Raw genomic sequence first — 25,562 nt, forward strand, 5'->3', positions numbered from 1 at the left:
CCGGATTCCGTGGGACGGCGTCACCATCGCACCACGGACGGAACCTCGCACGAGAGCTGCGCGGTGCGCGCGGGCGCTCTGCGCGCGGGCGCTCAGCGCGCGGCGCGCCGCCCGACGTCGTCGGTCTCGCCGACGAGGGCGTCGTCCGGCTCAACCGGTTCCGGCGACCGCCGGGGCACCGTCGCTCCTGCGGAACGACGCGCCCGCGCCGCTCGCGACGCCCGCGAGGACAACGACGGCCGACCGGTCAGCGGCACGCTGAGCGGCGTCCACCGGAACAGCTCGGTCACCGCGACGGACAGCACCAGCACGAGCACGTAGGTGACGAGGGTGAGCCACGGCCGCGGCACGACCGCCTCGAGCCAGCTGTCGCCGTAGAGCAGGATCCAGATGACGAACGGGTGGCTCAGGAAGATGCCGAACGAGCGATCGGACGCGTAGTCGACGAACCGGGCGGTGCGGCTGCTGGGTCGCCGGCGGTCCGCCCAGGCGGCGCCGATCGCCAGGAACCCGACGAACACCGCGGTGCTCCAGACCACCTGGATCGGCTGCAGCGGTGTCCCCGCGGCGTAGAGGGACTGCCCGAGGCCGACCTGCAGCGCCCACACGCCGAGGGTGAGCCCACCGACGCCGGCGAAGGCCCACAGCACCGGACGCCGGTGGACCCGGATGAACCGCAGGAACGCGTCCGCGTGGTCGGCGGCGATCGCCCCTGAGACGATGAAGAAGACGTACGAGAAGAAGAACTGCTTCTGGTACCCCTGCATCCACGCGTCGCTCGCCGGGAAGTACTTGTACCCGGCGAACACCACCAGCTGGACCAGGAACGCCACGACCAGCACGGTGACGTGGTGCCCGCGGGTCCGGCGCACCAGCCAGACGATCACCGGCAGGAGCAGGTACACCTGCATCGTCACGAGCAGGAAGTACAGGTGGTACCACGAGGTGCCGGTGACGATGCCCTCGGCCGCGGTGCGCACCAGGTCCGGGACGTCGCCACGGCGGGTCGGGCTCAGCAGCCACGCCGCCGCGACGTAGACGAACGACCACGCCAGGTACGGCACGCCCACGAGCAGGAACCGCTTCGGCCAGAACTGCGCCATCGGCCGCGGCCGCAACGTGTAGCTGTACACGAGCACGAACGCGGTCAGCGAGAAGAAGACCAGCCGGGTGAAGTGCAGCAGGGCGAGCAGCGCGTTCAGCCCGACGTCGTCGGCGGCGGCGGTGTGGCTCGTGGTGTGCACCCCGATCACGCACGCGAACGTGAGGATGCGGAGCACGTCGACCTCGTACAGGTGCCGGGGCTTGCCCTCGGCCGTGCGCGTCGGCGTCTGCACCCCCGGCTCAGCGCCGATCGACGCCGGGGACACGCGTGCTGGTCGGTTCACGAGGGTCGGGCCATGGTCCGGACCTTCGCGCGCTGCACCTTGCCGGTGGGTGCACGCGGCAGGTCGGGCACGACGATGACCTCGACCGGTCGGCGGAACCGCGTCAGGTGCGCCTCGGCCCGGGCCACGAGGTCGGCCACGAGGGCTGCGTGGTCGACGGGTTCGTCGGGCTGCGGGATCACGTAGGCGATGGGGACCGCACCGAGCACGTCGTCGGGGCGGCCGACGACGACCGCCTCGAGCACACGTGGATCGCCGAGCAGGACGTCCTCGACCTCGGACGGGTAGACCTTCTCGCCACCGCGGTTGATGACGTCGTCGGAGCGCCCGGCCAGGGACACCCAGCCGTCGGCGCTCACGGAGCCGACGTCACCGGTGTGGAGCCAGCCGTCGGCGTCGAACCGCTCGGACGCACGGCCCCCGAGGTACCCGCGGACGATCCCCGCACCACGCACCCACAGGGCGCCGATCTCGTCGGCGGCCAGGAGCGAGCCGTCCTCGCCGCGGACCTGCACCTCGGACCCGACCGGCACCCCGACGGTCCCCGGCCGGGCCGGTTCGTCCAGCGGGGTCGCCGTGATCTGCGAGGCGCCCTCGGTCATGCCCCAGCTCACGACGAGCGGCACGTCGCCGAGGGCGGCGCGCACGGGATCGGGCAGCGGCGCCGACGCGCTGCGCACGAACCGCAGGCCCGACGGGAACTCGAGTGGCCCGGTCTTCGCCAGCACGGCCAGGACGGCCGGGACGGCGTTCAGCCAGGTGATCCGTCGTTCGGCGAGCAGGTCCCAGAAACCGGTGCGACGGAAGCGCCGGTCGAGCACCAGGGTCGCGCCGGCGACGAGCGTCGCGAGCAGCCCGACCACCTCGGCGTTGACGTGGAACAGCGGCAGCGAGTTGAACCCGCGGTCGTCCGGCACCAGCCGGTTGTGCCGCGCGACGGCCCGGGCGACGAACAGCAGCTGCGTCTCGGGCAGCTCGACGCCCTTCGGCGTGCCGGTCGACCCGGAGGTGAACAGCACGACGGACCCCTGACCCGGCGCGTGCGGGCTGTCGGCGGGCAGGTCGCCGTCACGGACGGCGGTCGGGAGGAACGTGGCGGGGTCGATCCCGCTGGCCGGCGCCCCGGGGACGGTCGCGTCCACCGCGCGGTCGGACACGACGATGGACGCGCCGCCGATCAGGTCGGCGAGACGGCCGGGCTCGGTGGCCGGCTGGCCGGTGTCGACGGGGATCGCCCGGAGACCTGCGGCGACGGCGCTCAGGTGCACGACCGCGAACGCGAGCGGGTCACCCACGTCGACCAGGACGGCACCCGACGGGGCGATGCCGATCGCGTCGAAGGTCCGCGACCAGGCGGTGACCGCGTCGTCCAGCGCACGGTACGTCAGGACGCGGTCGGAGCGAGCGTCCTCGAGGAAGTGGCGCTCGCCCCCGTCGGCCGCACGGGCCCGGATGAGCGAGCGCAGGTCGGGTTCATCGCGAACGGGCTGCACGCAGGAAGGCTATTGCGCGACCCTATGAGCGGTCGGAGGGAACAGCGGGATCTGTGGAGAACCGGTGCAGCATCCACTGCCAGAGCGGGAGCATCCGGGGAACGCCCTCACGGGTGAGCGGTGTCGAGTCCTTGATGATCAGGGAGTGCGCCTTGCCGTCGCCGCCGAGGTCGGTGAGGATCGCGTGCGGGTCCGCGCCGGCGAGGGGCGGGGTGGTGTCCGTCTCGAACGGCCCGGACACGCCACTCAGCCCGAGGACGTCCCACGAGCCGGTGATGCGGGGGCCGAACGTGTCACGGACGTCGTCGATGGCGTACATCCGGTCGACCGGTGTCCGGCCAGGGCGGTCCATCCACGCTGCGTGCGACGGCCCACGGGACTCGACGGGCGAGGAGAACATAAGCGCGCCGTGGACACTGCGGATGTGCGCGATGTACGCCGCCTCTCCGCCGCCCTGCGAGTGTCCGGCCACGACGACGTCGTTCCAGACGATGCGGTCGTCGCCCTGGACGAACCGCCCCCAGCCGCCGTCGGGGTCGTGGTCGTCGAGGTAGGCGACGGCGTCGCGGAAGCGCGAGACGATGGACCCGGCCGGACTGACCGCGCTGAACTCCGACGGCCGGGTGCCGTCGAAGCGGTTCCGCTGGACCATGCCGTAGCAGCGCGCGTCCGCCTCGCACGTGCCGGACAGCGTGCGACCGAGGTTCCAGTAGTCGAGGCCGAGCACGTGGTAGCCGTCGGCCAACGCGGCCCCGAGGAACCGCTGGTACTCGGCCGGACGGGCCCGGGTCGCGGGCAGGAACAACAGGAGCGGACCGTCGGCCGACGTGCGCGCGGCGAAGTCGTCGCGGTTCGGGGTGAGCCGCTCACCGTTCACCGTGCCGAGCCGGAACCGGTGGAACTCGCCGTCAGGACCGTGTTCGTCACCGGACGGCCGCTCGTGCGCCGCGACCCGGCCGTTGTCCGCCACACGCTGGGCACCGAGGACGTTCGCGGCGACGAGCGAACCGGCCCCGATCGCCACGAGGACGATCGCGGCGAGGACCAGCAGCAGACGGTGGCTCATGCCGTGATCCGCGCCCACACCTCGTCAGCGGAGCGGATCGTCTGCTCGAGCGTCCCGGTGGCGTCGACGACGTGGTCGGCGAGGGCGAGACGGTCGGCATCGCTCGCCTGGGCGGCGACGCGACGCTCGGCCTCGTCACGGGGCATCCCGCGGTGCTCGACGAGCCGTTCGATGCGCTGCGCCGCGGGGGCGTCGACCACCACGACCGCGTCGAACCGGAGCGGGCGCGAGCCGCGGGCCTCGGCGAGCAACGGCACGTCGTAGACCACCACGGCGTCGGGGTCGGCGGCCTCGGCGGCGTCGAACGCCTGCTGCGCGAGCCGCCAGACCTCGGGGTGCGTGATGGCTTCGAGGTCCTTCCGCGCCGCGGGGTCCGCGAACACGATCGACCCGAGCGCCGGCCGGTCGAGGGAACCGTCGGCGGCGATCACCGACGGCCCGAACCGCTCGGCGACCTGCGCCAGGCCCGGGCTGCCGGGTGCCACGGCGTCCCGCGCGAGTCGGTCGGCGTCGACCACGACGGCCCCCTGCTCGGTCCAGCGCCGGGAGACGGTCGACTTGCCCGCGGCGATGCCGCCCGTGAGTCCGATGATGTGCACGGCAACAGGGTAACGACCCCGATGCCCGGAAACGCCGGAAGCCCGGCACCCTGTCAGGGGTGCCGGGCTTCCGGTCGGGACGAACCGCTCGATCAGTTGTTGGTCGAGCTGAGCTTCTCGCGGAGTGCAGCGAGCGACGCGTCGTCGGCCAGGGGGCTTGCGCCACCCGTCTCGCCGGCGAACGACGAGGTCGACGACGACGAGGAAGCCGTGGCCGGGAGGTCGAAGCCACCCTGCGCCTCGTCGGCGATGGTCTTCGCGACCTGCGCCTTGTGGGCTTCCCAACGCGCCTGGGCGGCCGCGTACTGGCCCTCCCACTCGGTGCGCTGCGTGTCGTAGCCCTCGAGCCACTCGTTGGTCTCCGGGTCGAAGCCCTCGGGGTACTTGTAGTCACCCTTGTCGTCGTACTCGGTCGGCATGCCGTAGAGCGCCGGGTCGAACTCGTCGCTCTCCGGGTCCACGCCCTCGTTCGCCTGCTTGAGGCTGAGCGAGATGCGGCGACGGTCGAGGTCGATGTCGATGATCTTGACGAAGACCTCGTCGTTGACCGACACGACCTGCTCGGCGAGCTCGACGTGCTTGTTCGAGAGCTCCGAGATGTGCACGAGACCCTCGATGCCGTCGGCAACGCGGACGAAGGCACCGAACGGGACGAGCTTCGTGACCTTGCCCGGTGCGATCTGACCGATCGCGTGGGTGCGGGCGAAGACCTGCCACGGGTCCTCCTGCGTCGCCTTGAGCGAGAGCGACACGCGCTCGCGGTCCAGGTCGACCTCGAGGATCTCGACGGTGACTTCCTGACCGACCTCGACGACCTCGCTGGCGTGCTCGATGTGCTTCCAGCTGAGCTCGGAGACGTGGACGAGACCGTCGACGCCGCCGAGGTCCACGAACGCACCGAAGTTGACGATCGAGGACACGATGCCCTTGCGGACCTGGCCCTTGTGGAGGTTGTTGAGGAACGTCGTCCGGGACTCGGACTGCGTCTGCTCGAGGAGCGCACGGCGCGACAGGACCACGTTGTTGCGGTTCTTGTCGAGCTCGAGGATCTTGGCCTCGATCTCCTGGCCGAGGTACGGCGTGAGGTCGCGGACACGACGGAGCTCGATGAGCGAGGCGGGGAGGAAGCCACGGAGGCCGATGTCGACGATGAGACCGCCCTTGACGACCTCGATGACCGTCCCGGTCACGACGCCGTCGGACTCCTTGATCTTCTCGACGTCGCCCCACGCACGCTCGTACTGCGCGCGCTTCTTCGACAGGATGAGGCGGCCTTCCTTGTCCTCCTTCTGGAGAACCAGGGCCTCGACCTCGTCGCCGACCTCGACGACCTCGTTGGGGTCGACGTCGTGCTTGATCGAGAGCTCGCGCGAGGGGATGACGCCCTCGGTCTTGTAACCGACGTCGAGGAGGACCTCGTCGCGGTCGATCTTCACGACGGTGCCGGAGATGAGATCACCGTCGTTGAAGAACTTCAGGGTCTTCTCGACCTCGGCCAGGAAGTCATCAGCCGAACCGATGTCGTTGATGGCGACCTGCTTAGGAGCCTTGGTCGTAGTGGTTGTCATGTAGAGATTGCTCCGAACGGACATGAGTCGGGCCATGGCGTGCGGGGACTCGGCCCCCGTGGTGCACCGCCGTGGCGATTGATTGAGTGGCGCGGATTGCGCCGCACAAGTCTAACCGCACCGGCGGAGGCCCCACAACCGGGCGTGTCGACGGCGCGTCACCCGACCAGCGCGGTCCGGAGGGTGTCGAGGCCGATGCTGCCGAGCGAGAGCGCCCGGTGGTGGAACGCCTTCAGGTCGAAGTCGGCTCCCTCGCGCGCGGCGACCTCGTCGCGGATGGACTCCCAGACGCGCTGGCCGACCTTGTACGAGGGTGCCTGCCCCGGCCACCCGAAGTACCGGGCGACCTCGAACCGGACGAACGCCGGGTCCATGTTGACGTTCTGCCCCATGAAGTCGAGCGCGTACTCCCACGTCCAGCCGCCGCCGTCGGGGTTCGTCTTCTGCAGGTGCACGCCGATGTCGAGCACGACGCGGGCCGCACGCATCCGCTGCCCGTCGAGCATGCCGAGCCGGTCGCCGTCGTCGTCGAGGAACCCGAGCTGCTCCATCAGGCGCTCGGCGTACAGTGCCCAGCCCTCGACGTGTCCGGAGGACCCGGACAGCTGCCGGCGCCAGGTGTTCAGCTCACCGCGGTTGTAGACGCCCTGGCTGATCTGCAGGTGGTGTCCGGGGACGCCCTCGTGGTAGACCGTGGTCTTCTCGCGCCAGGTGCCGAACTCGGTGACGCCCTCGGGCACGGACCACCACATGCGTCCGGCACGGGAGAAGTCGTCGGAGGGGCCGCTGTAGTAGATGCCGCCCTCCTGCGTGGGGGCGATCCGGCACTCCAGGCGACGGATCGGGTCCGGGATGTCGAAGTAGGTCCCGGCCATCGCGGCGATCGACGCGTCACTCGTCTCCTGCATCCACCGCTGCAGCGCGTCGGTTCCGTGCAGGATCCGGGACGGGTCGGTGTCGAGCACCTCGATCGCCCGGGCGACGCTCGCGCCGGACTCGATGCGGTCGGCGATGCGCTCCTGCTCGTCCCGCATGCGCGCCAGTTCCTCGAGGCCCCACTCGTACGTCTCGTCGAGGTCGACGACCGCACCGAGGAACCGGCGCGAGTGCAGCTCGTAGGCTTCGCGACCGACGGCGTCCACCGGGGTGGCGAGCGGCAGCAGCTCGTGCTCCAGGAACTGCCCGAGCGAGCGGTACGCGGCCGAGGCGACCTGGGCTCCGCGGGTGAGCTCGGCGCGGAGCGTGTCCGGCACCGGCGAACCGTCGTCGAACGCGGCGCCGTCGGCGAGGCGCGCGAAGAAGCCGTCCTCGGCGCCGTTCCGGGCTGCCTGCTCGGCGACCAGGGCGACCTGGCGCTTGGCCGGGGTGACGTCTTCGCGGGTGCCCTCGAGCAGGGTCTCGCGGATGCCCTCGAGGGCGTCCGGCAGCGCGTGCAGCCGGCTCGCGATGTCCTGCCAGTCGCCCTCGGTCGCGGTCGGCATCAGGTCGATGATCTCGCGGACCGACTGCGCCGGGCTCGCGATGACGTTGAGGTCGCGGAGGTGCAGCTTGCGCTCGTACGACTCCTGCACCAGGTCCAGCTCGGCGCCGAGGTCGGCCTTCGTCACCTGGTCCACGGAGTCGACGGCGGGAGCGGCGTCGAGCGCACGCTTCGCACCGCGCGCGGCCTCGGCCATCGCGGCGGCACCGGCGGGCGAGGTGTCGCCGTACTCCCCCGTGCGCCCCGGGACGCCGATGTACGTGGCGGTCGTCGGGTCGAGGTCGACGAGGGTGGTGACCCAGTCCTCGGCGACGCGGTCGACGGCGGACGGCTGGCGGACAGGACGCTCTTCGCTCATGCCCCGACCCTACCGACCCGCGGGTCGGCAGGACCCCCGGGCCGCCCGGGTCAGTGGGCAGCGCTCTCCCAGTTCGGCCCCACGCCGACCGAGACGTCGAGCGGGACGCTCAGCTCGGCAGCGCTGCCCATTCGGGTGCGGAGGATCTCCTCCACACGCTCCTGCTCACCGGGTGCGACCTCGAGGATGAGCTCGTCGTGCACCTGGAGCAGCAGGTGGGACTGCAGCTCGCCCTCGCGCAGGTCGTCGGCGACCCCGAGCATCGCGATCTTGATGATGTCGGCGGCCGAACCCTGGATCGGGGCGTTCAGCGCGGCGCGTTCGGCGTTCTCACGCAGGACCCGGTTCGGGCTCTTCAGATCGGGGAACGGGCGACGACGACCGAAGATCGTCTCGGTGTAGCCGTCCTCGCGCGCCTGCTCGACGACGTTGCGCAGGTAGTCGCGCACCGCACCGAAGCGGGCGAAGTACTCGGTCATCAGGGTGCGGGCCTCGGACTGCTCGATGCGCAGCTGCTTCGACAGACCGAAGGCACTCAACCCGTAGGCCAGGCCGTAGGACATCGCCTTGACCTTGGTGCGCATCTCGTTGGAGACCTCGGACGGGTCGACGCCGAACACCCGGGCGCCGACGAAGCGGTGCAGGTCCTCGCCCTCGTTGAAGGCCTGGATGAGCCCCGGGTCGCCGGAGAGGTGCGCCATGATCCGCATCTCGATCTGCGAGTAGTCGGCGGTCACGAGCGTCGTGTACGGCTCGGCGACCGCGAACGCCGACCGGATCCGGCGTCCGACGGCCGTCTTCACCGGGATGTTCTGCAGGTTCGGGTCGGTCGACGAGACCCGGCCGGTGCTCGTTCCGGTCTGCTCGTAGCGGGTGTGGATGCGCCCGTCGACCACGGCGGCGTCGAGCGTGTCGACGATCTGCCGGAGCTTCGTGGCGTCGCGGTGCTGCAGCAGGAGCCCGAGGAACGGGTGCGGGTGCTGTTCCTGCAGGTCGGCCAGGCTCGCGGCGTCGGTCGAGAACCCGGTCTTGGTCTTGCGGGTCTTCGGCATCGCGAGCTCGGTGAACAGGACTTCCTGCAGCTGCTTCGGCGACCCGAGGTTGACCTCGTGCCCGATCTCGGCGAAGGCCTGCTGCGCGAGTTCGGCGGCGCGCTCCCCGAGTTCCTTCGACAGGCCGGTGAGCACCGGGCGGTCGATGCCGACACCGATGGTCTCCATGCCGGCCAGCACCGACACGAGCGGCAGCTCGATGTCGTCGAGGACCTGCAGCGAGGACGCGTCGATCCGGGCGCGCAGGGCCGTGGTGACGCGGAGCACGAACCACGCGTGCACCCCGACGTTGACCGGATCGGTCTCGGGGACCAGCTGGTTCGGGTCGGCCGTCGGCAGTTCTTCGCCGAGCTCCTGGTAGACGAGGTCGGACAGCGGCTGCCCCTGCTTGCCGGGCTGCGCGAGCCACCCCATGATCCGGGCGTCACCGGCGATGCCGTTCACGACGAAGCCGGCGGTGCCGAGCGCCTTGATGGCGGCCTTGGCGTCGTGGAAGTGCTTCGGGGCGTCGGAGGCGAACCAGGCCGAGAGCTGCTCGTAGTCCTTCGCGCCGCTGCCGCCCGGCACCAGCACGGCGTCGTCGTGGGTCGCGATGCCGATGGCGCTGAGGCGTCCGTCGATGACCTCGACCGCGACGCCGTAGCCGTTCGCCGCCTCGGTCGCGTTGCGGCGCTCGAGCCAGTAGCCGAGTTCTTCGTCGATCAGGGTCTTGACGGGCGGCGGGGTCGGCGCGCCGTCGGTGACGGTGCCCTCGGCCGCCGGCTCGGCGGGGTCGCCCGACCCGGCCACCTTGAAGACGCGGTCGAGCAGCGTGCGGAACTGCAGCTTGGCGAAGAGCTCGCGCACCGCGGTCTCGTCGACCGGGCGGAGCGCGACGTCGGCGGGACCGACGGGCAGCTCGACGTCGGTGACCAGGCGGTTGAGCCGGCGGTTCCGGATCGCCCGGTCCTGCTGCTCGCGCAGGTTGTTGCCGACGACGCCCTTGATCTCGTCGGCGTGCTCGAGGACGCCGTCGAGCGACCCGTACTGGGTCACCCACTTGACCGCGGTCTTCTCGCCGACCTTGTCGATGCCGATCAGGTTGTCGCTGGTCTCGCCGACCAGGGCCGCGATGTCCGGGTACTGGTGGGGCTCGATGCCGTACCGCTCGTAGACCTTGTCGCGGTCGTAGCGAGTGAGTTCGGAGACACCGCGGACCGACGGGTAGAGCAGCGTGACGTCGTCGTTGACGAGCTGGATCGAGTCGCGGTCACCGGAGACCACGTAGACCGTGAAGCCCTGGTCGGCGCCCTGCTTGGAGAGGGTCGCGAGGATGTCGTCGGCCTCGTAGTCCTCTTTCGTGACGGTGGTGATGCCCATCGCCTCGAGCGCCTGCTGCAGGAGCGGGATCTGTCCCTTGAACTCGGCCGGGGTCTCGGAGCGGGTGCCCTTGTACTCGGCGTACTCACGCGTGCGGAACGAGAACCGGGAGATGTCGAACGCCACCGCCAGGTGGGTGGGCTTCTCGCGCTGCAGGAGCATCAGCAGCATCGAGATGAAGCCGTGGATCGCGTTGGTGTGCTGCCCCTCGCGGTTCACGAAGCTGTCGACCGGCAGCGCGTAGAAGGCCCGGAAGGCGAGCGAGTGGCCGTCGATGACCATGAGGGTAGGCTTTGCGGAGTCCGACACCCGGACAGCCTACCGACGCCCGCTGACACGGAAGGTCGACGCAGACCGTGACCGACGACACCACATCGACCACGATCGATCCCCGCATCGACGAACGCGGCATTGGCGAGCTTGCCGAGAAGATGGGCATGGTCATCACCGAGCTCTCGGCCGAGCGCGCGGTCGGTTCGATCCCCGTCGAGGGCAACCGTCAGCCGGTCGGCCTGCTGCACGGCGGTGCCTACGTCGTCCTCGCGGAGAGCCTCGGTTCGATGGCCGCGAACGTGCACGCCGGGCCCGGCCGCTACGCCGTCGGCATCGAGCTCAGCGCCTCGCACTCCCGGAGCGCCACGAGCGGCATCGTCACGGGCACGTGCACCGCCATCCACCTGGGCGGCACGCTCACCACCCACGAGATCGTCCTGACCGACGACCAGGGTCGCCGGTGCTCCACCGTCCGGATCACGAACATGATCCGCGAGTCGCTGACCGACGGACCGACGGCTCAGTCCTCGGGCGGACGCTGCAGCAACAGGCGGGCGTCGCCGAACCCGAGCCTCCGGTAGAGCCGCTCGCCGTCCACGCTCGAGTGCACCGACGTCCGCTCCACGCCGAGTTCGTCGGCGAGCTCCAGCAGGGCCGTGACGAGCCGTCCGGCGACGCCGGAACCGCGCAGCTGCGGGTGCACGTAGACCGTCTGCAGCTCAGCGGCGAACCGGTCGCCGTCGACGTGCGGCGCCGGCGGTCGCGGGTTGACCGCCAGCCACGCCATGCCGAGCACCACACCGTCCCGCTCGGCGACGACGCACCGGTGCGACTCCCGGTGGTCGACCGCGAACTCCGTCATCGCACGGCGGTACTCGTCCGGCGTCTGCACCGGCGTGCGGCCGTCCTCGTCGACGCTCCACCGCCACCGCAGGTCGGCCACCGCCGGCATGTCGTCAGGCCGGGAGGCCCGGATCACCACGTCGTCCATGGCTCCAGCCTGCCAGGTGGTCGCGGCACACGCCCCGCCCCGGACGCAGGAACGCCGCCGACCCAGGGGGCCGGCGGCGTTCCGTGAGCGACGGTGGAGCGCTGGACTACTTCTTGGCGCTGAGCTGCTCGATGATCGCCTTCGCGACGTCGTGCATGGTCAGGCGGCGGTCCATCGAGGCCTTCTGGATCCAGCGGAACGCCTCGGGCTCGGTGAGGCCCATCTTCTCGTTCAGCAGGCCCTTGGCGCGGTCGACGAGCTTGCGGGTCTCGAAGCGTTCGACGAGGTCGGCGACCTCGGCTTCGAGCGTGATGATCTGCTGGTACCGCGAGAGGGCGATCTCGATCGCGGGGAGCAGGTCGTTCGGGGTGAAGGGCTTGACCACGTAGGCCAGCGCGCCGGCCTCGGTGGCACGCTCGACGAGGTCCTTCTGGCTAAACGCGGTCAGCAGGACGACGGGCGCGATGTGGTTCTTGGACAGCTTCTCGGCTGCGGAGATGCCGTCGAGCTGGGGCATCTTGACGTCCATCACGACGAGGTCGGGACGGAGGTCGGTCGCGAGCTGGACGGCGGTCTCACCGTCACCGGCTTCACCGACCACGTCGAACCCGTTGTCGCGGAGGATCTCCACGATGTCGAGGCGGATGAGCGACTCGTCCTCGGCGACGACGACGCGACGGGGTGCTGGTGCTGTTGCTTCTGTGTCACTCACGGACGAAAGCCTACTAGACGACGGAAGTGCCGTATCCCAGACCACGCAGATCGATCAGTCTGACGAGTGCTTGGTACGAGTGGCGGGACTTGAACCCGCACGCCGTGAGGCAGAGCATTTTGAGTGCCCCGTGTCTGCCGATTCCACCACACTCGCGAGGAGGCCAACACTACCAGCCCGACCCGCGCCTCCCGGCCCGTCGTCGACCGTCTCAGGAGCCCTCGAGCGCCTCGATCGCCGCCACGAGACCGGCCCGTCGCGGCGACCGCCGCGGCAGCACCGCGAGCAGCGCGCGGAGCACGAGCGCGTCGGTCGCACCGTCCGGGGTGCGCGCCCACGCGAGCAGGGCGTCGACGCCGCCGTCGGCGACGACCGACTCGCGGAACCGCAGCCGCACCAGGTCACGGACCGCGTCGACGCCGGGTGCGGCGGAACCCGGCAGGACCGGTCCGGCGTACCGGTCGACGGCCTGGAGGCGCGCCCCGCGTTCGAGCGCGGACAGCACGCCGTCGACGTCGGTCCGGACCCCGGTCACCCGGTACGGCCGCGACGTCACGGTCACGTCCGGCGCGTGCTGCGCGAGGAACCGTCGGAGCCGGACGACCTCGGCGCGCAGGGTGACGACCGAGCGCGGGTCTCCGTAGACCGCGGCAGCGAGGTCGGTCGCCGCGAGGCCGTCGGGGTGTGCGGCGAGCACGACGAGCAGTTCGGAGTGCCGGGCGGACAGCTCGACCCGGCGGTCGGCGATCCGGAGCACGGCGGTGTCGGTCCCGAGCACGGTCAGCTCGGCCGACGGCACGCGGGGCGTCCGCGCGCGTGGGCGGACCGCGGCCAGGGCCAGCTGGGCCTCGGCGGCGGCGACCGTGGCGGCGAGCAGCGACAGCGTGTGCCGCTCGACGGCGCGGTCGTCCCCCGTCAGGTCGAGCACCCCGACCGTGGCGCCGCTCGCGTCGTGCACCGGGACGGAGGTGCACGAGAACGGCTTGACGGCGTTCGCGTAGTGCTCGTCGGACCGGATCTGCACCGGGCGGTCCAGACGCAGTGCCGTGCCGGGCGCGCTGGTGCCGACGCGGTCCTCCGACCAGTCGGCTCCGGGGACGAAGCCCATGTCCTCGGCGGCGCGACGCGTGGAGCGGGCGCCGTCGACCCAGACGAGACGACCCGCGGCGTCCGCGACGGCGACGACGCACCCGGCCGAGCGGGAGTCTTCGAGCAGCAGCCGACGGACCACCGGCAGCAGGGTGGCGAAGGGGCCGTCGTGCCGTACGGCGTCGAGTTCGTCGTCGTCGAGGGCGAGGACCGGGGTGGCGTCGGGGTCGACCCGGGCGGACCGCTGCCACGACGCGGCGACGAGCGGGCGGAGCCGACCGGGTGCGCGCATGCGTCCTCCGATCGACCCACCCGCCGCTCCGTCGCGACGCGTGCGGTCAGCCTACGTCCGGGCCACCCGCGGGACCAGGCCGAGATCGGCGAGCTCGGCGTCGTCGATCATCCGCGACCGGGTGAGGAACCGTTTGCCCTCCGGGACCTCGACCGAGAACCCGCCGCCGCGACCGTCGACGACGTCGATCGTCAGGTGCGTGTACTTCCAGTACTCGAACTGCGACACCGACATGTAGACCTCGACCGGGTCCAGCCCGTCGACACGCAACGCGCCGAGCAGGACGTCCCCCGGGCCGGTCCGGAACATGCCGACGGGGTAGCACATCGGGCTCGAGCCGTCGCAGCAGCCGCCGGACTGGTGGAACATCAGCGGGCCGTGCCGGGCGGTGAGGGTGCCGAGGAGCTCCCCCGCCGCCGTCGTCACCGCGACGCGTGCGGTGTCGGGCATCAGAAGAAGCCCATCGGTCCGTCGGCGTAGGAGACGAGCAGGTTCTTCGTCTGCTGGTAGTGGTCGAGCATCATCTTGTGGTTCTCGCGCCCGATGCCGGACTGCTTGTAGCCGCCGAAGGCCGCGCCCGCCGGGTACTGGTGGTAGGTGTTCGACCACACCCGCCCGGCCTGGATGTCACGTCCGGCGCGGTAGAGGGTCGTGACGTCACGGCTCCACACCCCGGCGCCGAGCCCGTACAGGGTGTCGTTGGCCGTGGCGATCGCGTCGTCGTAGCCGCTGAAGGACGTCAGGGCGAGCACGGGTCCGAAGATCTCCTCCTGGAAGATCCGCATCGAGTTGTCGCCCTCGAACACGGTCGGGGTGACGTAGTAGCCGCCCGAGAGTTCGCCGCCCAGGTCCGCGCGTTCACCACCGGTCAGGAGCGTCGCACCCTCCTGCTTGCCGATGTCGATGTAGCTCAGGATCTTCTCGAGCTGGTCGTTCGACGCCTGGGCACCGATCATCGTCGACAGGTCGAGCGGGTGTCCCTGCTTGACGGCACGGACCCGTTCCAGGCCGTCGGCGACGAACCCGTCGTAGATCTCCTTCGCCACGAGTGCCCGGGACGGACACGTGCAGACCTCGCCCTGGTTCAGGTTGAAGAACGTGAAGCCCTCGAGTGCCTTGTCGTAGAACGAGTCCTTCTCGGCCGCCACGTCGGGGAAGAACACGTTCGGGCTCTTGCCGCCGAGCTCGAGCGTCACCGGGATGAGGCTCTGCGAGGCGTACTGCATGATCAGCCGCCCGGTGGTGGTCTCCCCCGTGAAGGCGATCTTCCGGATGTCCGGGTGCTGCGCGAGCGGTGCGCCGACCTCGATGCCGAAGCCGTTGACGACGTTGAGCACCCCGGCGGGCAGCAGGTCGCGGATGAGCTCGACGAGCACGTGGATGGACGCCGGGGTCTGCTCGGCGGGCTTCAGCACGACGCAGTTGCCGGCGGCGAGGGCCGGTGCGAGCTTCCACACCGCCATCAGGATCGGGAAGTTCCACGGGATGATCTGCCCGACGACGCCGAGCGGTTCGTGGAAGTGGTAGGCCACGGTGTCGTGGTCGATCTCGCCGGCGGAGCCCTCCTGCGCACGGATCGCCCCGGCGAAGTACCGGAAGTGGTCGATGGCGAGCGGGATGTCCGCACCGAGGGTCTCGCGGATCGGCTTGCCGTTCTCCCACGTCTCGGCGACGGCGAGCATCTCGAGGTGCTCCTCCATGCGGTCGGCGATCTTGTTGAGGATGACGGCGCGCTCGGCCGCGCTCGTCCGGCCCCAGGCCGGGAACGCCTTCCATCCGGCGGCGACGGCGCGGTCGACGTCCGTGGAGTCGCCGCGGGCGATCTCGGTGAAGACCTTGCCCGTGACGGGCGTCGGGTTCTCGAAGTACTGCCCACTGGCGGACGGCACGTACTCGCCGCCGATGAAGTGGTCGTACCGGGATCGGTACTCGACCAGGGAGCCGGGCTCGCCGGGTGCGGCGTAGCTGGTGGGCGAGGGTGCGATGGTCATGGTGGTGCCCTTTCGACGACGCTGTCGGGGCGCACGGGTCGCGCGCCTGCTCCGCACGGTACGACCGCGGGGGTTGCAGGTCGTTGCACGGTCCGGGGCTCCGACGGGTAGCGTGCTGGACACCAGCGCTGGCGATCAGGGAGGAGCGCTCGTGGATTCTCGTGCCGTCAGGACGTTCCGGGTGTTCGTCGTCGTCACCGCCGTCGTCGCCATCGCACTGGGCATCGTGGCCATCGTCTGGCCCCGCCCGTCGCTCGTGCTCGTGGCGCTGCTGTTCGGCGTGTACCTCGTCGTGGCCGGGGCACTGCGCGTCTTCGCCGCGGTGCGGGGCCACGGCACCCGCCCGGTGTGGCGGTGGACGTCCGGCATCGTCGGCGGCCTGGTCGCGGTGGCGGGGCTCGTGACGCTGCTCGACCCGGCGATCCCGCTCGTCGTCTACGCCGTGCTCGCCGGGGTCGGGTTCCTGATCGAGGGGGTCGCCGCGATCGTCGGCGGCTTCGTCGGCCACCCGGGATCATCTCGCGTCCCGACCGTCGTCAGCGGCGTGCTGTCGATCATCGGGGGCATCGTCGTGCTCGTCGCGCCCGGACTCGCGCTCACCGTCTTCATGGTCTTCGCGGGCATCGCGCTCATCGTCGTCGGGGCCGCGGCCCTGCTGCTCCTGCCGCCGCGGGCCGCCGTCCGCCGGTAGCCGCGGCGTGCCGCCGTCCGCCGCTAGGCCGACCCGGTGCCGAAGAGCAGCCCGAGTGCGTAGGTGACGATCGCCGCACCGAACCCGATGGCGAGCTGCCGGAAGGCACGCTTGCCGGGAGACGCTCCGCTCAGCACGCCGACGACGGCACCGGTGCCGAGCAGGGCGATGCCCACCAGCCCGCCGGCCACCGCGATCGCCGGCCACCCCTGCATGCCGAACAGGAACGGCAGCACCGGGATGATCGCGCCCGAGGCGAAGAAGCAGAAGCTCGACACCGCGGCGCTCAGGCCGGTGCCGACCGCCTCGTGGTCGTCCGTGACCGCGGTGGAACCGGTCGCCGGACGCCGCTCACCGATGCCGGACAGCACCTGTGCGGCGTGCTCGGTCGCCTCGGCCTCCGACATCCCGCGCGCCCGGTAGACCAGGGCGAGCTCGTTCGCGTCGACGTCGAGGTCCGACACCGCCCTGCCGGCCTCGGGGTGCGGCGCGGACGCCTCGAGCAGCTCGCGCTGCGACCGGACGGAGACGTACTCCCCCGCCCCCATCGACAAGGCGCCGGCCAGCAGGCCGGCGATGCCGCTCAGCAGCACGAAGTGCCGGTCCGCACCGGACGCGCTGATGCCGATGATGAGCGCCAGGTTGGACACCAGGCCGTCGTTCGCGCCGAACACCGCCGCCCGGAACGTGCCGGACAGCCGCATCCGGCCGCGGTTCGCGAGCCCGCGCACGACCTCGCCGTGGATCCGCTCGTCGGCGGCCATCCGCGCGGTCGCGTCCGAGTCGTCGGCGTACGGCGAGCGGTCCTCGGCGCGCTGCATGAGCGCGAGGACGAAGACCGACCCGAACCGCTTGGCCAGCACCGCGAGCACCCGGGTGCGCAGGCTCCCCCGCCGCGGCCGTCCGACGTCGTCGCCGAGCAGGTCGAGCCAGTGGTCGGCGTGCCGTCCCTCGGCCTCGGCCAGCGCGGCGAGGATCTCGCGCTCCTCGCCGGAACGGCGGGCGGCGAGGTTGCGGTACACGGCCGCCTCGGCACGTTCGTCGGCCAGGTAGCGACGCCAGCGGCGGACGTCGGCGCGCGGCGCCGGGGTGTCGGATCGGAGGCTCACAGCGACCATCCTGCCGCCTGCGGCCGACGTCCGGTCACCACCAGGGCCGTGGAGACGCGGCAGGGCGCGGACCGGAAGCGGTCGGTGCTGCTCGCACCGGGCCTCCAGTCCGCGCCCTGGTGGCGACGGATCCTCGGGATCAGTCCCGGACGTACGCCGGCGCGGCCTCGGCGTGGGCGTCGCCCACCCGGTGCACGCGCAGGTCGTTCGTCGAACCCTCGATGCCGGGAGGGGACCCGGCCGTCACGATGACGCGGTCGCCGGGGGCGGCCAGGCCGTTCTCGAGGAGGACGTCGTCCACCTGCGAGAAGAGCTCGTCGGTGTGGGTCTTCCGCTCCACCAGGAACGAACGGACACCCCACGTGAGGGCCATCCGGCGGCGCGTGGCCTCGTTCGGGGTGAAGGCGATGATCGGCAGACCGTGGCGCAGGCGCGACATGCGGCGGGCCGAGTCGCCGGACTCGGTGAAGACGCAGAGGTACGACGCCTCGGTGAACTCGGCGATCTCGACGGCGGCGAGGGTGATCGCTCCGCCGAGGGTGCGCGGCTTGGTGCCGAGCGGGGCGATGCGCTCGAGCCCGTGGTCCTCGGTGGACTCGACGATGCGCGCCATGGTGCGGACGGTCTGCACCGGGTACTCACCGACGCTCGTCTCACCGGACAGCATGACCGCGTCGGCACCGTCGAGGACGGCGTTGGCGACGTCGGACGTCTCGGCGCGGGTGGGGATCGGCGACGAGATCATCGACTCGAGCATCTGCGTCGCGACGATGACCGGCTTCGCCATGCGGCGGGACAGCTCGACGGCGCGCTTCTGCACGATCGGGACGGCCTCGAGCGGGAGCTCGACGCCGAGGTCACCGCGGGCGACCATGATGCTGTCGAAGGCGTCGATGATCTCCTCGAGGGCGTCGACGGCCTGGGGCTTCTCGACCTTGGCGATGACCGGCAGGCGCTTGCCCTCTTCGTCCATGATCTCGTGGGCACGCACGACGTCGCTCGCGTTGCGCACGAACGACAGCGCGATGAGGTCGGCACCCTGGCGGATGGCCCAGCGCAGGTCGGCCTCGTCCTTCTCGCTGAGCGCGGGGACGTTGACGGCGACACCGGGCAGGTTGATGCCCTTGTTGTTGGACACCGTGCCCGGGACGACCACCTCGGTGCGGACCCGCACGCCGTCGGTGTCGAGGACACGGAGGCGGACACGGCCGTCGTCGATGAGCAGCGGGTCACCGGGCTTGACGTCCTGCGGCAGGCCCTTGAACGTCGTGCCGCAGATCTCCTTCGAGCCGGGGACGTCCTCGGTCGTGATGGTGAAGATGTCACCGACCGCCAGGTCGTGCGGGCCGTCGGCGAACCGAGCCAGACGGATCTTCGGACCCTGCAGGTCGACGAGGATCGCGACGGGCTTGCCGAGTTCTTCGGCGGCACGACGGACGTTGACGTAGTTGGCCTCGTGGACGCTGTAGTCACCGTGGCTGAGGTTGAGGCGGGCGACGTCGACGCCCGCTTCGATAATCTCCTTGACGGTCTCGTAGTCCGACGTTGCCGGTCCGAGCGTCGAAACGATCTTTGCGCGTCTCAATGGATTCCTTCGTGGTGGTGGATGGAGCTTGGGTTTCCGCGCTGTGGGGCCGCGCGGAACGAAGCGAGGCCACCAGCACCCTACCGAGTGCTGGTGGCCTCGCGCTCACGGGAGCGTGAGCATCTGGTGGAGACGGTCCGCCGTCTGGCGGCGGCCCGACATCTGGTGCGCGTCCGACATCAGACGGAGATCGCCCGGTCGGTCGCCTTGACCGGTGCCGGCAGGATCGTGGAGCCCTCGAGGTACTCGTCGACCTGTGCGGCCGCGGCACGGCCCTCGGCGATCGCCCACACGATGAGCGACTGCCCACGACCCGCGTCGCCGGCGACGAACACGCCGGCCTCGTTGGTCGCGTAGTCGGCACGGCGGTCGAGCGCCCCGGAGACCGTGGTCGGCAGACCGAGCTGCGGCTCGATCGTGTCCGACTCGGGGCCGGTGAAGCCCATCGCGATGAGGACGAGGTCGGCCGGGATCTCCCGCTCGCTGCCCGCCTTCGGGACCCGTCGGCCGTCGAGGTACTCGGTCTCGGCGACCCGCAGTGCTCGGACCTCGCCGGCGTCGTTCGACAGGAACTCGACGGTGGAGGCGAGGAAGTGCCGCTCGCCGCCCTCTTCGTGGGCGCTCGTGATCTCGAACACGGTCGGGAACATCGGCCACGGCTGGTCGGACGGACGCTCGAGCGGCGGCTGCTTGCCGATCGCCAGGTTCGTCACGCTCAACGCGCCCTGGCGGTGGGCGGTACCGATGCAGTCCGCGCCGGTGTCGCCGCCGCCGATGACGACGACGTGCTTGCCCTCGGCCGTGATCTGGTTGTCGACCGTCGTGCCCGCGTTCGCCTTGTTCTGCTGGACCAGGTAGTCCATGGCGAAGTGCACGCCCTCGAGATCGCGCCCCGGGATCGGCAGGTCGCGCGGCACCGTGGCACCGGTGGCGACGACGACCGCGTCGTAGCGCGACTTCAGGTCGTCCCAGGTGATGTCCCTGCCGACCTCGACCCCGGCACGGAACCGGGTGCCCTCGGCCTGCATCTGGGCGAGGCGCGCGTCGATCTGGCGCTTCTCCATCTTGAAGTCCGGGATGCCGTAGCGGAGCAGGCCGCCGATGCGGTCGTCCCGCTCGTAGACGGCGACGGTGTGGCCGGCACGCGTGAGCTGCTGCGCGGCGGCGAGTCCGGCGGGGCCGGAGCCCACGACGGCGACGGTCTTGCCCGTCAGGCGCTCCGGCGGGTGCGGCGTGACCCAGCCGTTCTGGAACGCCTGGTCGATGATCGAGACCTCGACCTGCTTGATCGTCACAGGGGGCTGGTTGATGCCGAGCACGCACGACGACTCGCACGGGGCGGGGCAGAGCCGACCCGTGAACTCCGGGAAGTTGTTCGTCTCGTGCAGGCGCTCGATCGCCTGCCGGCCCTCACCGCGCCAGGTCAGGTCGTTCCACTCCGGGATCAGGTTGCCGAGCGGGCAGCCCTGGTGGCAGAACGGCACGCCGCAGTCCATGCAGCGGCCGGCCTGGCGCTTCAGGACACCGGACTCCTGCTGCTCGTAGACCTCTTTCCAGTCCATGAGCCGCACGGGCACGGGTCGCCGGGGCGGGAGTTCGCGTTCCTGGACCTTCAGGAATCCCTTGGGGTCAGCCACCGGTCACCTCCAGGGTTGTGATGAGCTCTGTCGATTCCGGACGTGCGTGACGGTCAGCCACCGGTCACCTCCATGATCCGATTCCAAACGATGTCACCGTCGGGGTCGAGCCCCTCGTCGACGGCCTGTCTGCGCGTCTCGAGCACCGCCGCGTAGTCGCGCGGCAGCACCTTGACGAAGTCGCTCAGGTCTCCGGACGCCAGCAGGTCGGACGCGAGCGTCGACCCCGTCTCGTCGGCGTGCCGGGTGAGCAGGTCGGTGACGATCTCGACGTCGGCGCTGTCGAGCGCCTCGAGCCGGAGTTCGCCGGACGCCAGGGCGTCGGTGTTGACGTGCTCCTCGCGGAGCCCACGGACGTACGCCGTCCCACCGGACATGCCGGCACCGAGGTTCCGGCCGGTCTCGCCGAGGATGAGCGCGAGCCCGCCCGTCATGTACTCGAGCGCGTGGTCGCCCACGCCCTCGACGACGGCCGTGGCACCGGAGTTCCGCACCAGGAACCGCTCGCCCACGATGCCGCGGATGAACATGCTGCCCTGGGTGGCGCCGTACCCGATGACGTTGCCGGCGATGACGTTCTCGGCGGGGTCGAAGCCCGAACCGGCGTCGGGGCGGACGACGATCTGGCCGCCGGAGAGCCCCTTGCCGACGTAGTCGTTGCTGTCGCCGATGAGTCGCAGCGTGATGCCCGCCGGCAGGAACGCGCCGAGCGACTGCCCGGCGGAACCGCGCAGCGTCACGTCGATCGAACCGTTCGGCAGACCGTGCTCGCCGTGTCGCAGGGTCACCTGGTGGCCGAGCATGGTGCCGACGGCGCGCTCGGTGTTGCGGATGGGCAGGTCGAGCGCGATCGAACCGCCGTGGTCGAGCACGTCCGCGGTCTGCTGGATGAGCTGCACGTCGAAGTGCTGGTCCAGCTCGTGGTCCTGCTCGCGGTGGTGGCGGCGCGGTTCGGCGTCGTCGAAGTGCGGTCCCTTGAGCACGGGCGCGAGGTCGAGCCCCGAGGCCTTCCAGTGCTCGACGGCACGGTCGACGTCGAGCGCGTCGGTCTGCCCGATGGCCTCGTCGAGGCTGCGGAAGCCGAGCTCGGCGAGGAGCTCGCGGACCTCCTGCGCGATGAACTCGAAGAAGTTCACGACGAACTCGGGCTTGCCGGAGAACCGCTTGCGGAGCTCGGGGTTCTGCGTGGCGACGCCGACCGGGCAGGTGTCCAGGTGGCAGACGCGCATCAGGATGCAGCCCTCGACCACGAGCGGCGCGGTCGCGAAGCCGTACTCCTCGGCACCGAGCAACGCGGCCACGACGACGTCGCGCCCGGTCTTCATCTGCCCGTCGACCTGCACGACGACGCGGTCGCGCATGCCGTTCAGCATGAGCGTCTGCTGGGTCTCGGCCAGGCCGATCTCCCACGGGGTGCCGGCGTGCTTGAGCGAGTTCAGCGGGCTCGCGCCGGTGCCGCCGTCGTGGCCGGACACGAGCACGACGTCGGCCAGGGCCTTCGTCACACCGGCTGCTACCGCACCGATGCCGGACTGGCTCACGAGCTTCACGTGGACGCGGGCGGCCGGGTTGGCGCGCTTGACGTCGAAGATCAGCTGCTTGAGGTCCTCGATGGAGTAGATGTCGTGGTGCGGCGGCGGCGAGATGAGGCCGACGCCCGCGGTGGCGTGCCGGGTGCGGGCCACCCACGGGTAGACCTTCGCCGGGGGCAGCTGACCGCCCTCGCCGGGCTTCGCGCCCTGCGCCATCTTGAGCTGGATGTCGGTGGCGTGCGTGAGGTACATGCTCGTCACGCCGAACCGGCCGGAGGCGACCTGCTTGATCGCGCTGCGGCGCTCGGGGTCGAGGAGCCGGTCGACGTCCTCGCCGCCCTCGCCCGTGTTCGATCGCCCACCGAGCCGGTTCATCGCGATGGCGAGCGTCTCGTGGGCCTCCTTCGAGATGGACCCGTAGGACATCGCACCGGTGTTGAACCGCTTGACGATCGACTCGATCGACTCGACCTCGTCGAGCGCGATGGGCTTCCGGGCGCCCTGCTTGAACCGGAACAGCCCGCGGAGCGTCATGAGCTGCTCGGACTGGTCGTCCACGGCGCTCGAGTACTCGCGGAAGATGTCGTACCGGCGGGCACGTGTGGCGTGCTGCAGGCGGAACACCGTGTCCGGGTTGAACAGGTGCGGCGGGCCCTGACGGCGCCACTGGTACTCGCCACCGATCTGCAGCCGCTCGTGCGAGAGCACGGCACCGTCCTGCGGGTACGCCTGGGCGTGCCGCTCGGCGTTCTCCTTGGCGATGACGTCGATGTCGACGCCGCCCAGGATCGACGAGGTGCCCGTGAAGTACTTGTCGACGAACTCCTGGCTGAGCCCGACGGCCTCGAACGCCTGCGCACCGGCGTAGCTGGACACCGTGGAGATGCCCATCTTCGACATGATCTTCAGCACGCCCTTGCCGAGCGCCTTGATGACGTTCTTGACGGCCTGCTCCGGGGTGATCCCGGGGATCATGCCGGCGCGGACCAGGTTCTCGCAGGTCTCCATCGCCAGGTACGGGTTGATCGCCGAGGCGCCGTACCCGATGAGGGTCGCCACGTGGTGGACCTCGCGCACGTCGCCGGCCTCGACGATGAGCCCGACCTTCATGCGCTGCTCGGTGCGGATCAGGTGGTGGTGGACCGCGGCGAGGAGCAGGAGGCTCGGCACCGGTGCCTGCTCGGAGTTGCCGTCGCGGTCGGACAGCACGATGAACTGCTTGCCGGACTCGATCGCGGCGTCGACCTCGTCGCACACGGCGGCGATGCGCTTCTGCATCGCCTTCTTGCCGGCGTCGACGCGGTACAGGCCCTTGATCGTGACGGTCAGGTGGCGACCCGACTCGGTCTCGAAGTGCTGGACCTTGGCGAGCTGGTCGTTGTCGATCACCGGGAAGTCGAGCGTAATCTGCTTCGCGTGCTCCGGACCGGCGGAAAGCAGGTTGCGCTCCGGACCGAGCCCCATCCCCATCGAGGTGATGACCTGCTCACGAATCGAGTCGAGCGGCGGGTTGGTCACCTGCGCGAACTGCTGCGTGAAGTAGTCGAAGAGCAGTCGCGGACGCTCCGACAGCACGGCGATCGGGGTGTCCGAGCCCATCGCGCCGAGGGGTTCGGCCCCCGCTGCCGCCATCGGGCGCAGCAGGATCCGGACCTCTTCTTCGGTGTACCCGAACGCGCGCTGCCGACGGGTGACCGAGGCCGGGGTGTGCACGATGTGCTCGCGCTCCGGCAGGTCGTTGAGGTTGATGCGGCCGGCTTCGAGCCAGTCACCCCAGGGACCCGAGGCGGCGAGTTCGCGCTTGACCTCGTCGTCCTCGATGATGCGGCCGGCCTCGGTGTCCACCAGGAACATCCGGCCCGGACGCAGGCGCCCCTTGCGCACGACCTTGGCGGCCGGCACGTCGATGACCCCGGTCTCGGAGCCCATCACGATGAGGCCGTCGTCCGTGACCAGGAAGCGTCCGGGGCGCAGGCCGTTGCGGTCGAGGGTGGCGCCGACGAGCGAGCCGTCGGTGAAGGTGATCGCAGCGGGGCCGTCCCACGGCTCCATGAGCATCGAGTGGTACTCGTAGAACGCGCGGAGGTCCGGGTCCATCCCGACCTGGTTCTCCCACGCCTCTGGCACCATCATCGACACGGCGTGCGGCAGGGTCCGGCCGGTCAGGGTCAGCAGCTCGAGGACCTCGTCGAACGAGGCCGAGTCGCTCGCCCCCGGGCTCACGATGGGCAGGAGCGGGGTCATGTCGCCGAGCAGTTCGCTCTCGAGCTGCGACTGGCGGGCGCGCATCCAGTTGCGGTTGCCGCGCACGGTGTTGATCTCACCGTTGTGGGCGATCGTCCGGAACGGCTGCGCGAGCGGCCACGACGGGAACGTGTTGGTGGAGTAGCGCGAGTGCACGATCGCGAGCTTCGACGCGAAGCGCTCGTCGCTGAGGTCCGGGTAGAACGGCTCGAGCTGGAGCGTCGTGACCATGCCCTTGTAGACCATGGTGCGGCTCGACAGCGACATGAAGTACAGGTCGTTGTCGTGCTCGGCGCGCTTGCGGAGCCGGAAGGCCTGGCGGTCGAGCGCGATGCCGCTCCACGAGGCACCGTGCACGTCGTGCCGGATGGAGGCGACGAACAGCTGCTCGAACGCCGGCATCGCGGCACGGGCGAGCGTGCCGAGGACCTCCGGACGCACCGGGACCTCGCGCCACCCGAGGACCTTCAGGCCCTCTTCGCGGGCGAGCCGCTCGACGGCACCCTTCACCGCGTGGCGCGCGTCGTCGTCCAGGGGCAGGTAGGCGGTACCGACGGCGTACTCCCCCGCGGCCGGCAGCTCGAAGGGCACGACGGCCCGGAGGAACTCGTCGGGCACCTGGCACAGGATGCCCGCGCCGTCACCGGTGCCCGCGTCGGAGCCCACGGCACCGCGGTGCTCGAGGTTCCGGAGCGCACCGAGTGCGGCGTCGACGATGTCGTGACCGGGTGTGCCGCGCAGGGTCGCGACCATCGCGAGTCCGCAGGCGTCCTTCTCGTTCGCCGGGTCGTACATGCCCGTGGCGTCCGGGATCGCGGAGAAGCGGCGGTGCGGCGGCACGAGGCTCGTCGGTGCCGAGGGCTGGGTTGGCTGGAGCGCCATGGGGAACCGTCCTCACGAGGAAGTGGAACAGGGACAGCGGTGGCCCGGTGGTGCGTTCCGCCCGAGCGGGCGGGACTGGTGCCCGTGCCCGCCGTCAGTGAGTTGCCCTGCCGGGCGGCGAGGTTGCTGGGCCCCGCTTGTGGCGGAGACCGTCTGGTGCTGCTGCTGGTG

Annotated in this window: 18 protein-coding genes and 1 tRNA gene; 2 read left to right on the forward strand and 17 right to left on the reverse strand. The window is 70.8% G+C overall.

Annotation, left to right across the window (positions count from 1 at the left end; translation table 11 throughout):
- Positions 1-92: 92 nt before the first annotated feature.
- The 7 genes from ORG17_RS09470 to polA all read right to left on the reverse strand — a co-directional run bounded on the left by ORG17_RS09470 (position 93) and on the right by polA (position 10,645).
- Positions 93-1,388: an acyltransferase gene (locus ORG17_RS09470; RefSeq protein WP_214526208.1), complete on the reverse strand. Its 1,296-nt coding sequence runs from the start codon at positions 1,386-1,388 to the stop codon at positions 93-95.
- Complete coding sequence (locus tag ORG17_RS09475; protein WP_214526207.1) at positions 1,385-2,881, reverse strand: class I adenylate-forming enzyme family protein; 1,497 nt, start codon at positions 2,879-2,881, stop codon at positions 1,385-1,387. Before ORG17_RS09475 ends, ORG17_RS09470 begins: the two co-directional genes overlap by 4 nt.
- Before the next feature lie 22 nt (positions 2,882-2,903).
- Positions 2,904-3,947, reverse strand: a complete 1,044-nt coding sequence (locus ORG17_RS09480) for a BPSS1187 family protein (RefSeq protein WP_214526206.1) — start codon at positions 3,945-3,947, stop codon at positions 2,904-2,906.
- Positions 3,944-4,546, reverse strand: a complete 603-nt coding sequence (gene coaE, locus ORG17_RS09485) for a dephospho-CoA kinase (protein WP_214526205.1) — start codon at positions 4,544-4,546, stop codon at positions 3,944-3,946. Before coaE ends, ORG17_RS09480 begins: the two co-directional genes overlap by 4 nt.
- Positions 4,547-4,638: 92 nt before the next feature.
- Entirely contained in the window at positions 4,639-6,114 is a 1,476-nt protein-coding gene (rpsA, locus tag ORG17_RS09490; RefSeq protein WP_027465699.1) for a 30S ribosomal protein S1, read from the reverse strand.
- Positions 6,115-6,272: 158 nt separating this feature from the next.
- Positions 6,273-7,952 carry a DUF885 domain-containing protein gene (locus tag ORG17_RS09495; protein ID WP_173033952.1) on the reverse strand — a complete coding sequence of 560 codons (1,680 nt, stop codon included), beginning with the start codon at positions 7,950-7,952 and terminating at the stop codon, positions 6,273-6,275.
- A 50-nt stretch (positions 7,953-8,002) separates the two neighbouring features.
- Entirely contained in the window at positions 8,003-10,645 is a 2,643-nt protein-coding gene (polA, locus tag ORG17_RS09500) for a DNA polymerase I (protein ID WP_250892108.1), read from the reverse strand.
- Between the two features lie 74 nt (positions 10,646-10,719).
- Here polA and ORG17_RS09505 point away from each other — a divergent pair, with 74 nt between their 5' ends.
- Positions 10,720-11,217, forward strand: a complete 498-nt coding sequence (locus tag ORG17_RS09505) for a PaaI family thioesterase (RefSeq protein ID WP_301565213.1) — start codon at positions 10,720-10,722, stop codon at positions 11,215-11,217.
- Here ORG17_RS09505 and ORG17_RS09510 read toward each other — a convergent pair.
- The 6 genes from ORG17_RS09510 to exaC all read right to left on the reverse strand — a co-directional run bounded on the left by ORG17_RS09510 (position 11,157) and on the right by exaC (position 15,711).
- Positions 11,157-11,627 (reverse strand): GNAT family N-acetyltransferase, encoded by a 471-nt coding sequence (locus tag ORG17_RS09510; protein WP_027465703.1) that lies wholly within the window; start codon positions 11,625-11,627, stop codon positions 11,157-11,159. The two genes, ORG17_RS09505 and ORG17_RS09510, sit on opposite strands and share 61 nt — an antisense overlap.
- Positions 11,628-11,733: 106 nt before the next feature.
- Positions 11,734-12,339: an ANTAR domain-containing response regulator gene (locus ORG17_RS09515; RefSeq protein WP_017887240.1), complete on the reverse strand. Its 606-nt coding sequence runs from the start codon at positions 12,337-12,339 to the stop codon at positions 11,734-11,736.
- A 71-nt stretch (positions 12,340-12,410) separates the two neighbouring features.
- Positions 12,411-12,495: transfer RNA gene (locus tag ORG17_RS09520), tRNA-Leu, on the reverse strand.
- Positions 12,496-12,550: 55 nt separating this feature from the next.
- A complete protein-coding gene (locus tag ORG17_RS09525; RefSeq protein WP_214526203.1) occupies positions 12,551-13,720 on the reverse strand; it encodes a helix-turn-helix domain-containing protein in 1,170 nt (389 codons plus the stop codon).
- 51 nt (positions 13,721-13,771) lie between these two features.
- On the reverse strand, positions 13,772-14,170 hold the full coding sequence (locus tag ORG17_RS09530; RefSeq protein ID WP_214526202.1) for a DUF779 domain-containing protein: 399 nt from the start codon (positions 14,168-14,170) through the stop codon (positions 13,772-13,774).
- Positions 14,170-15,711 carry an acetaldehyde dehydrogenase ExaC gene (gene exaC / locus ORG17_RS09535; protein WP_214526201.1) on the reverse strand — a complete coding sequence of 514 codons (1,542 nt, stop codon included), beginning with the start codon at positions 15,709-15,711 and terminating at the stop codon, positions 14,170-14,172. The genes ORG17_RS09530 and exaC overlap by 1 nt, the downstream gene beginning before the upstream one ends.
- Positions 15,712-15,862: 151 nt before the next feature.
- Here exaC and ORG17_RS09540 point away from each other — a divergent pair, with 151 nt between their 5' ends.
- Positions 15,863-16,402, forward strand: coding sequence for an HdeD family acid-resistance protein (locus tag ORG17_RS09540; RefSeq protein ID WP_173033968.1), 540 nt, complete (start codon positions 15,863-15,865; stop codon positions 16,400-16,402).
- A 23-nt stretch (positions 16,403-16,425) separates the two neighbouring features.
- On the opposite strand, the gene ORG17_RS09545 is transcribed toward ORG17_RS09540, so the two are convergent.
- The 4 genes from ORG17_RS09545 to gltB all read right to left on the reverse strand — a co-directional run bounded on the left by ORG17_RS09545 (position 16,426) and on the right by gltB (position 25,391).
- A complete protein-coding gene (locus tag ORG17_RS09545) occupies positions 16,426-17,520 on the reverse strand; it encodes a VIT1/CCC1 transporter family protein (RefSeq protein ID WP_027465716.1) in 1,095 nt (364 codons plus the stop codon).
- A gap of 130 nt (positions 17,521-17,650) precedes the next feature.
- The gene (gene pyk / locus ORG17_RS09550) at positions 17,651-19,096 is read right to left on the reverse strand and encodes a pyruvate kinase (RefSeq protein WP_017887208.1); all 1,446 of its coding nucleotides are present in this window, start codon (positions 19,094-19,096) and stop codon (positions 17,651-17,653) included.
- 179 nt (positions 19,097-19,275) lie between these two features.
- Positions 19,276-20,733 carry a glutamate synthase subunit beta gene (locus ORG17_RS09555; protein WP_214526200.1) on the reverse strand — a complete coding sequence of 486 codons (1,458 nt, stop codon included), beginning with the start codon at positions 20,731-20,733 and terminating at the stop codon, positions 19,276-19,278.
- Between the two features lie 53 nt (positions 20,734-20,786).
- Positions 20,787-25,391, reverse strand: coding sequence for a glutamate synthase large subunit (gene gltB / locus ORG17_RS09560; protein WP_372443656.1), 4,605 nt, complete (start codon positions 25,389-25,391; stop codon positions 20,787-20,789).
- Positions 25,392-25,562: the final 171 nt, after the last annotated feature.

The organism is Curtobacterium flaccumfaciens pv. betae, assembly GCF_026241855.1.
In the GTDB taxonomy this organism is placed as follows: Bacteria; Actinomycetota; Actinomycetes; order Actinomycetales; family Microbacteriaceae; genus Curtobacterium; species Curtobacterium flaccumfaciens.

Coding starts and splice junctions, on each gene's coding strand:
- ORG17_RS09480 (WP_214526206.1), bottom strand. CDS start 3,947: ATGAGCCACCGTCTGCTGCTGGTCCTCGCCGCGATCGTCCTCGTGGCG.
- rpsA (WP_027465699.1), bottom strand. CDS start 6,114: ATGACAACCACTACGACCAAGGCTCCTAAGCAGGTCGCCATCAACGAC.
- ORG17_RS09495 (WP_173033952.1), bottom strand. CDS start 7,952: ATGAGCGAAGAGCGTCCTGTCCGCCAGCCGTCCGCCGTCGACCGCGTC.
- polA (WP_250892108.1), bottom strand. CDS start 10,645: ATGGTCATCGACGGCCACTCGCTCGCCTTCCGGGCCTTCTACGCGCTG.
- ORG17_RS09510 (WP_027465703.1), bottom strand. CDS start 11,627: ATGGACGACGTGGTGATCCGGGCCTCCCGGCCTGACGACATGCCGGCG.
- ORG17_RS09525 (WP_214526203.1), bottom strand. CDS start 13,720: ATGCGCGCACCCGGTCGGCTCCGCCCGCTCGTCGCCGCGTCGTGGCAG.
- ORG17_RS09530 (WP_214526202.1), bottom strand. CDS start 14,170: ATGCCCGACACCGCACGCGTCGCGGTGACGACGGCGGCGGGGGAGCTC.
- exaC (WP_214526201.1), bottom strand. CDS start 15,711: ATGACCATCGCACCCTCGCCCACCAGCTACGCCGCACCCGGCGAGCCC.
- ORG17_RS09545 (WP_027465716.1), bottom strand. CDS start 17,520: ATGGTCGCTGTGAGCCTCCGATCCGACACCCCGGCGCCGCGCGCCGAC.
- gltB (WP_372443656.1), bottom strand. CDS start 25,391: ATGGCGCTCCAGCCAACCCAGCCCTCGGCACCGACGAGCCTCGTGCCG.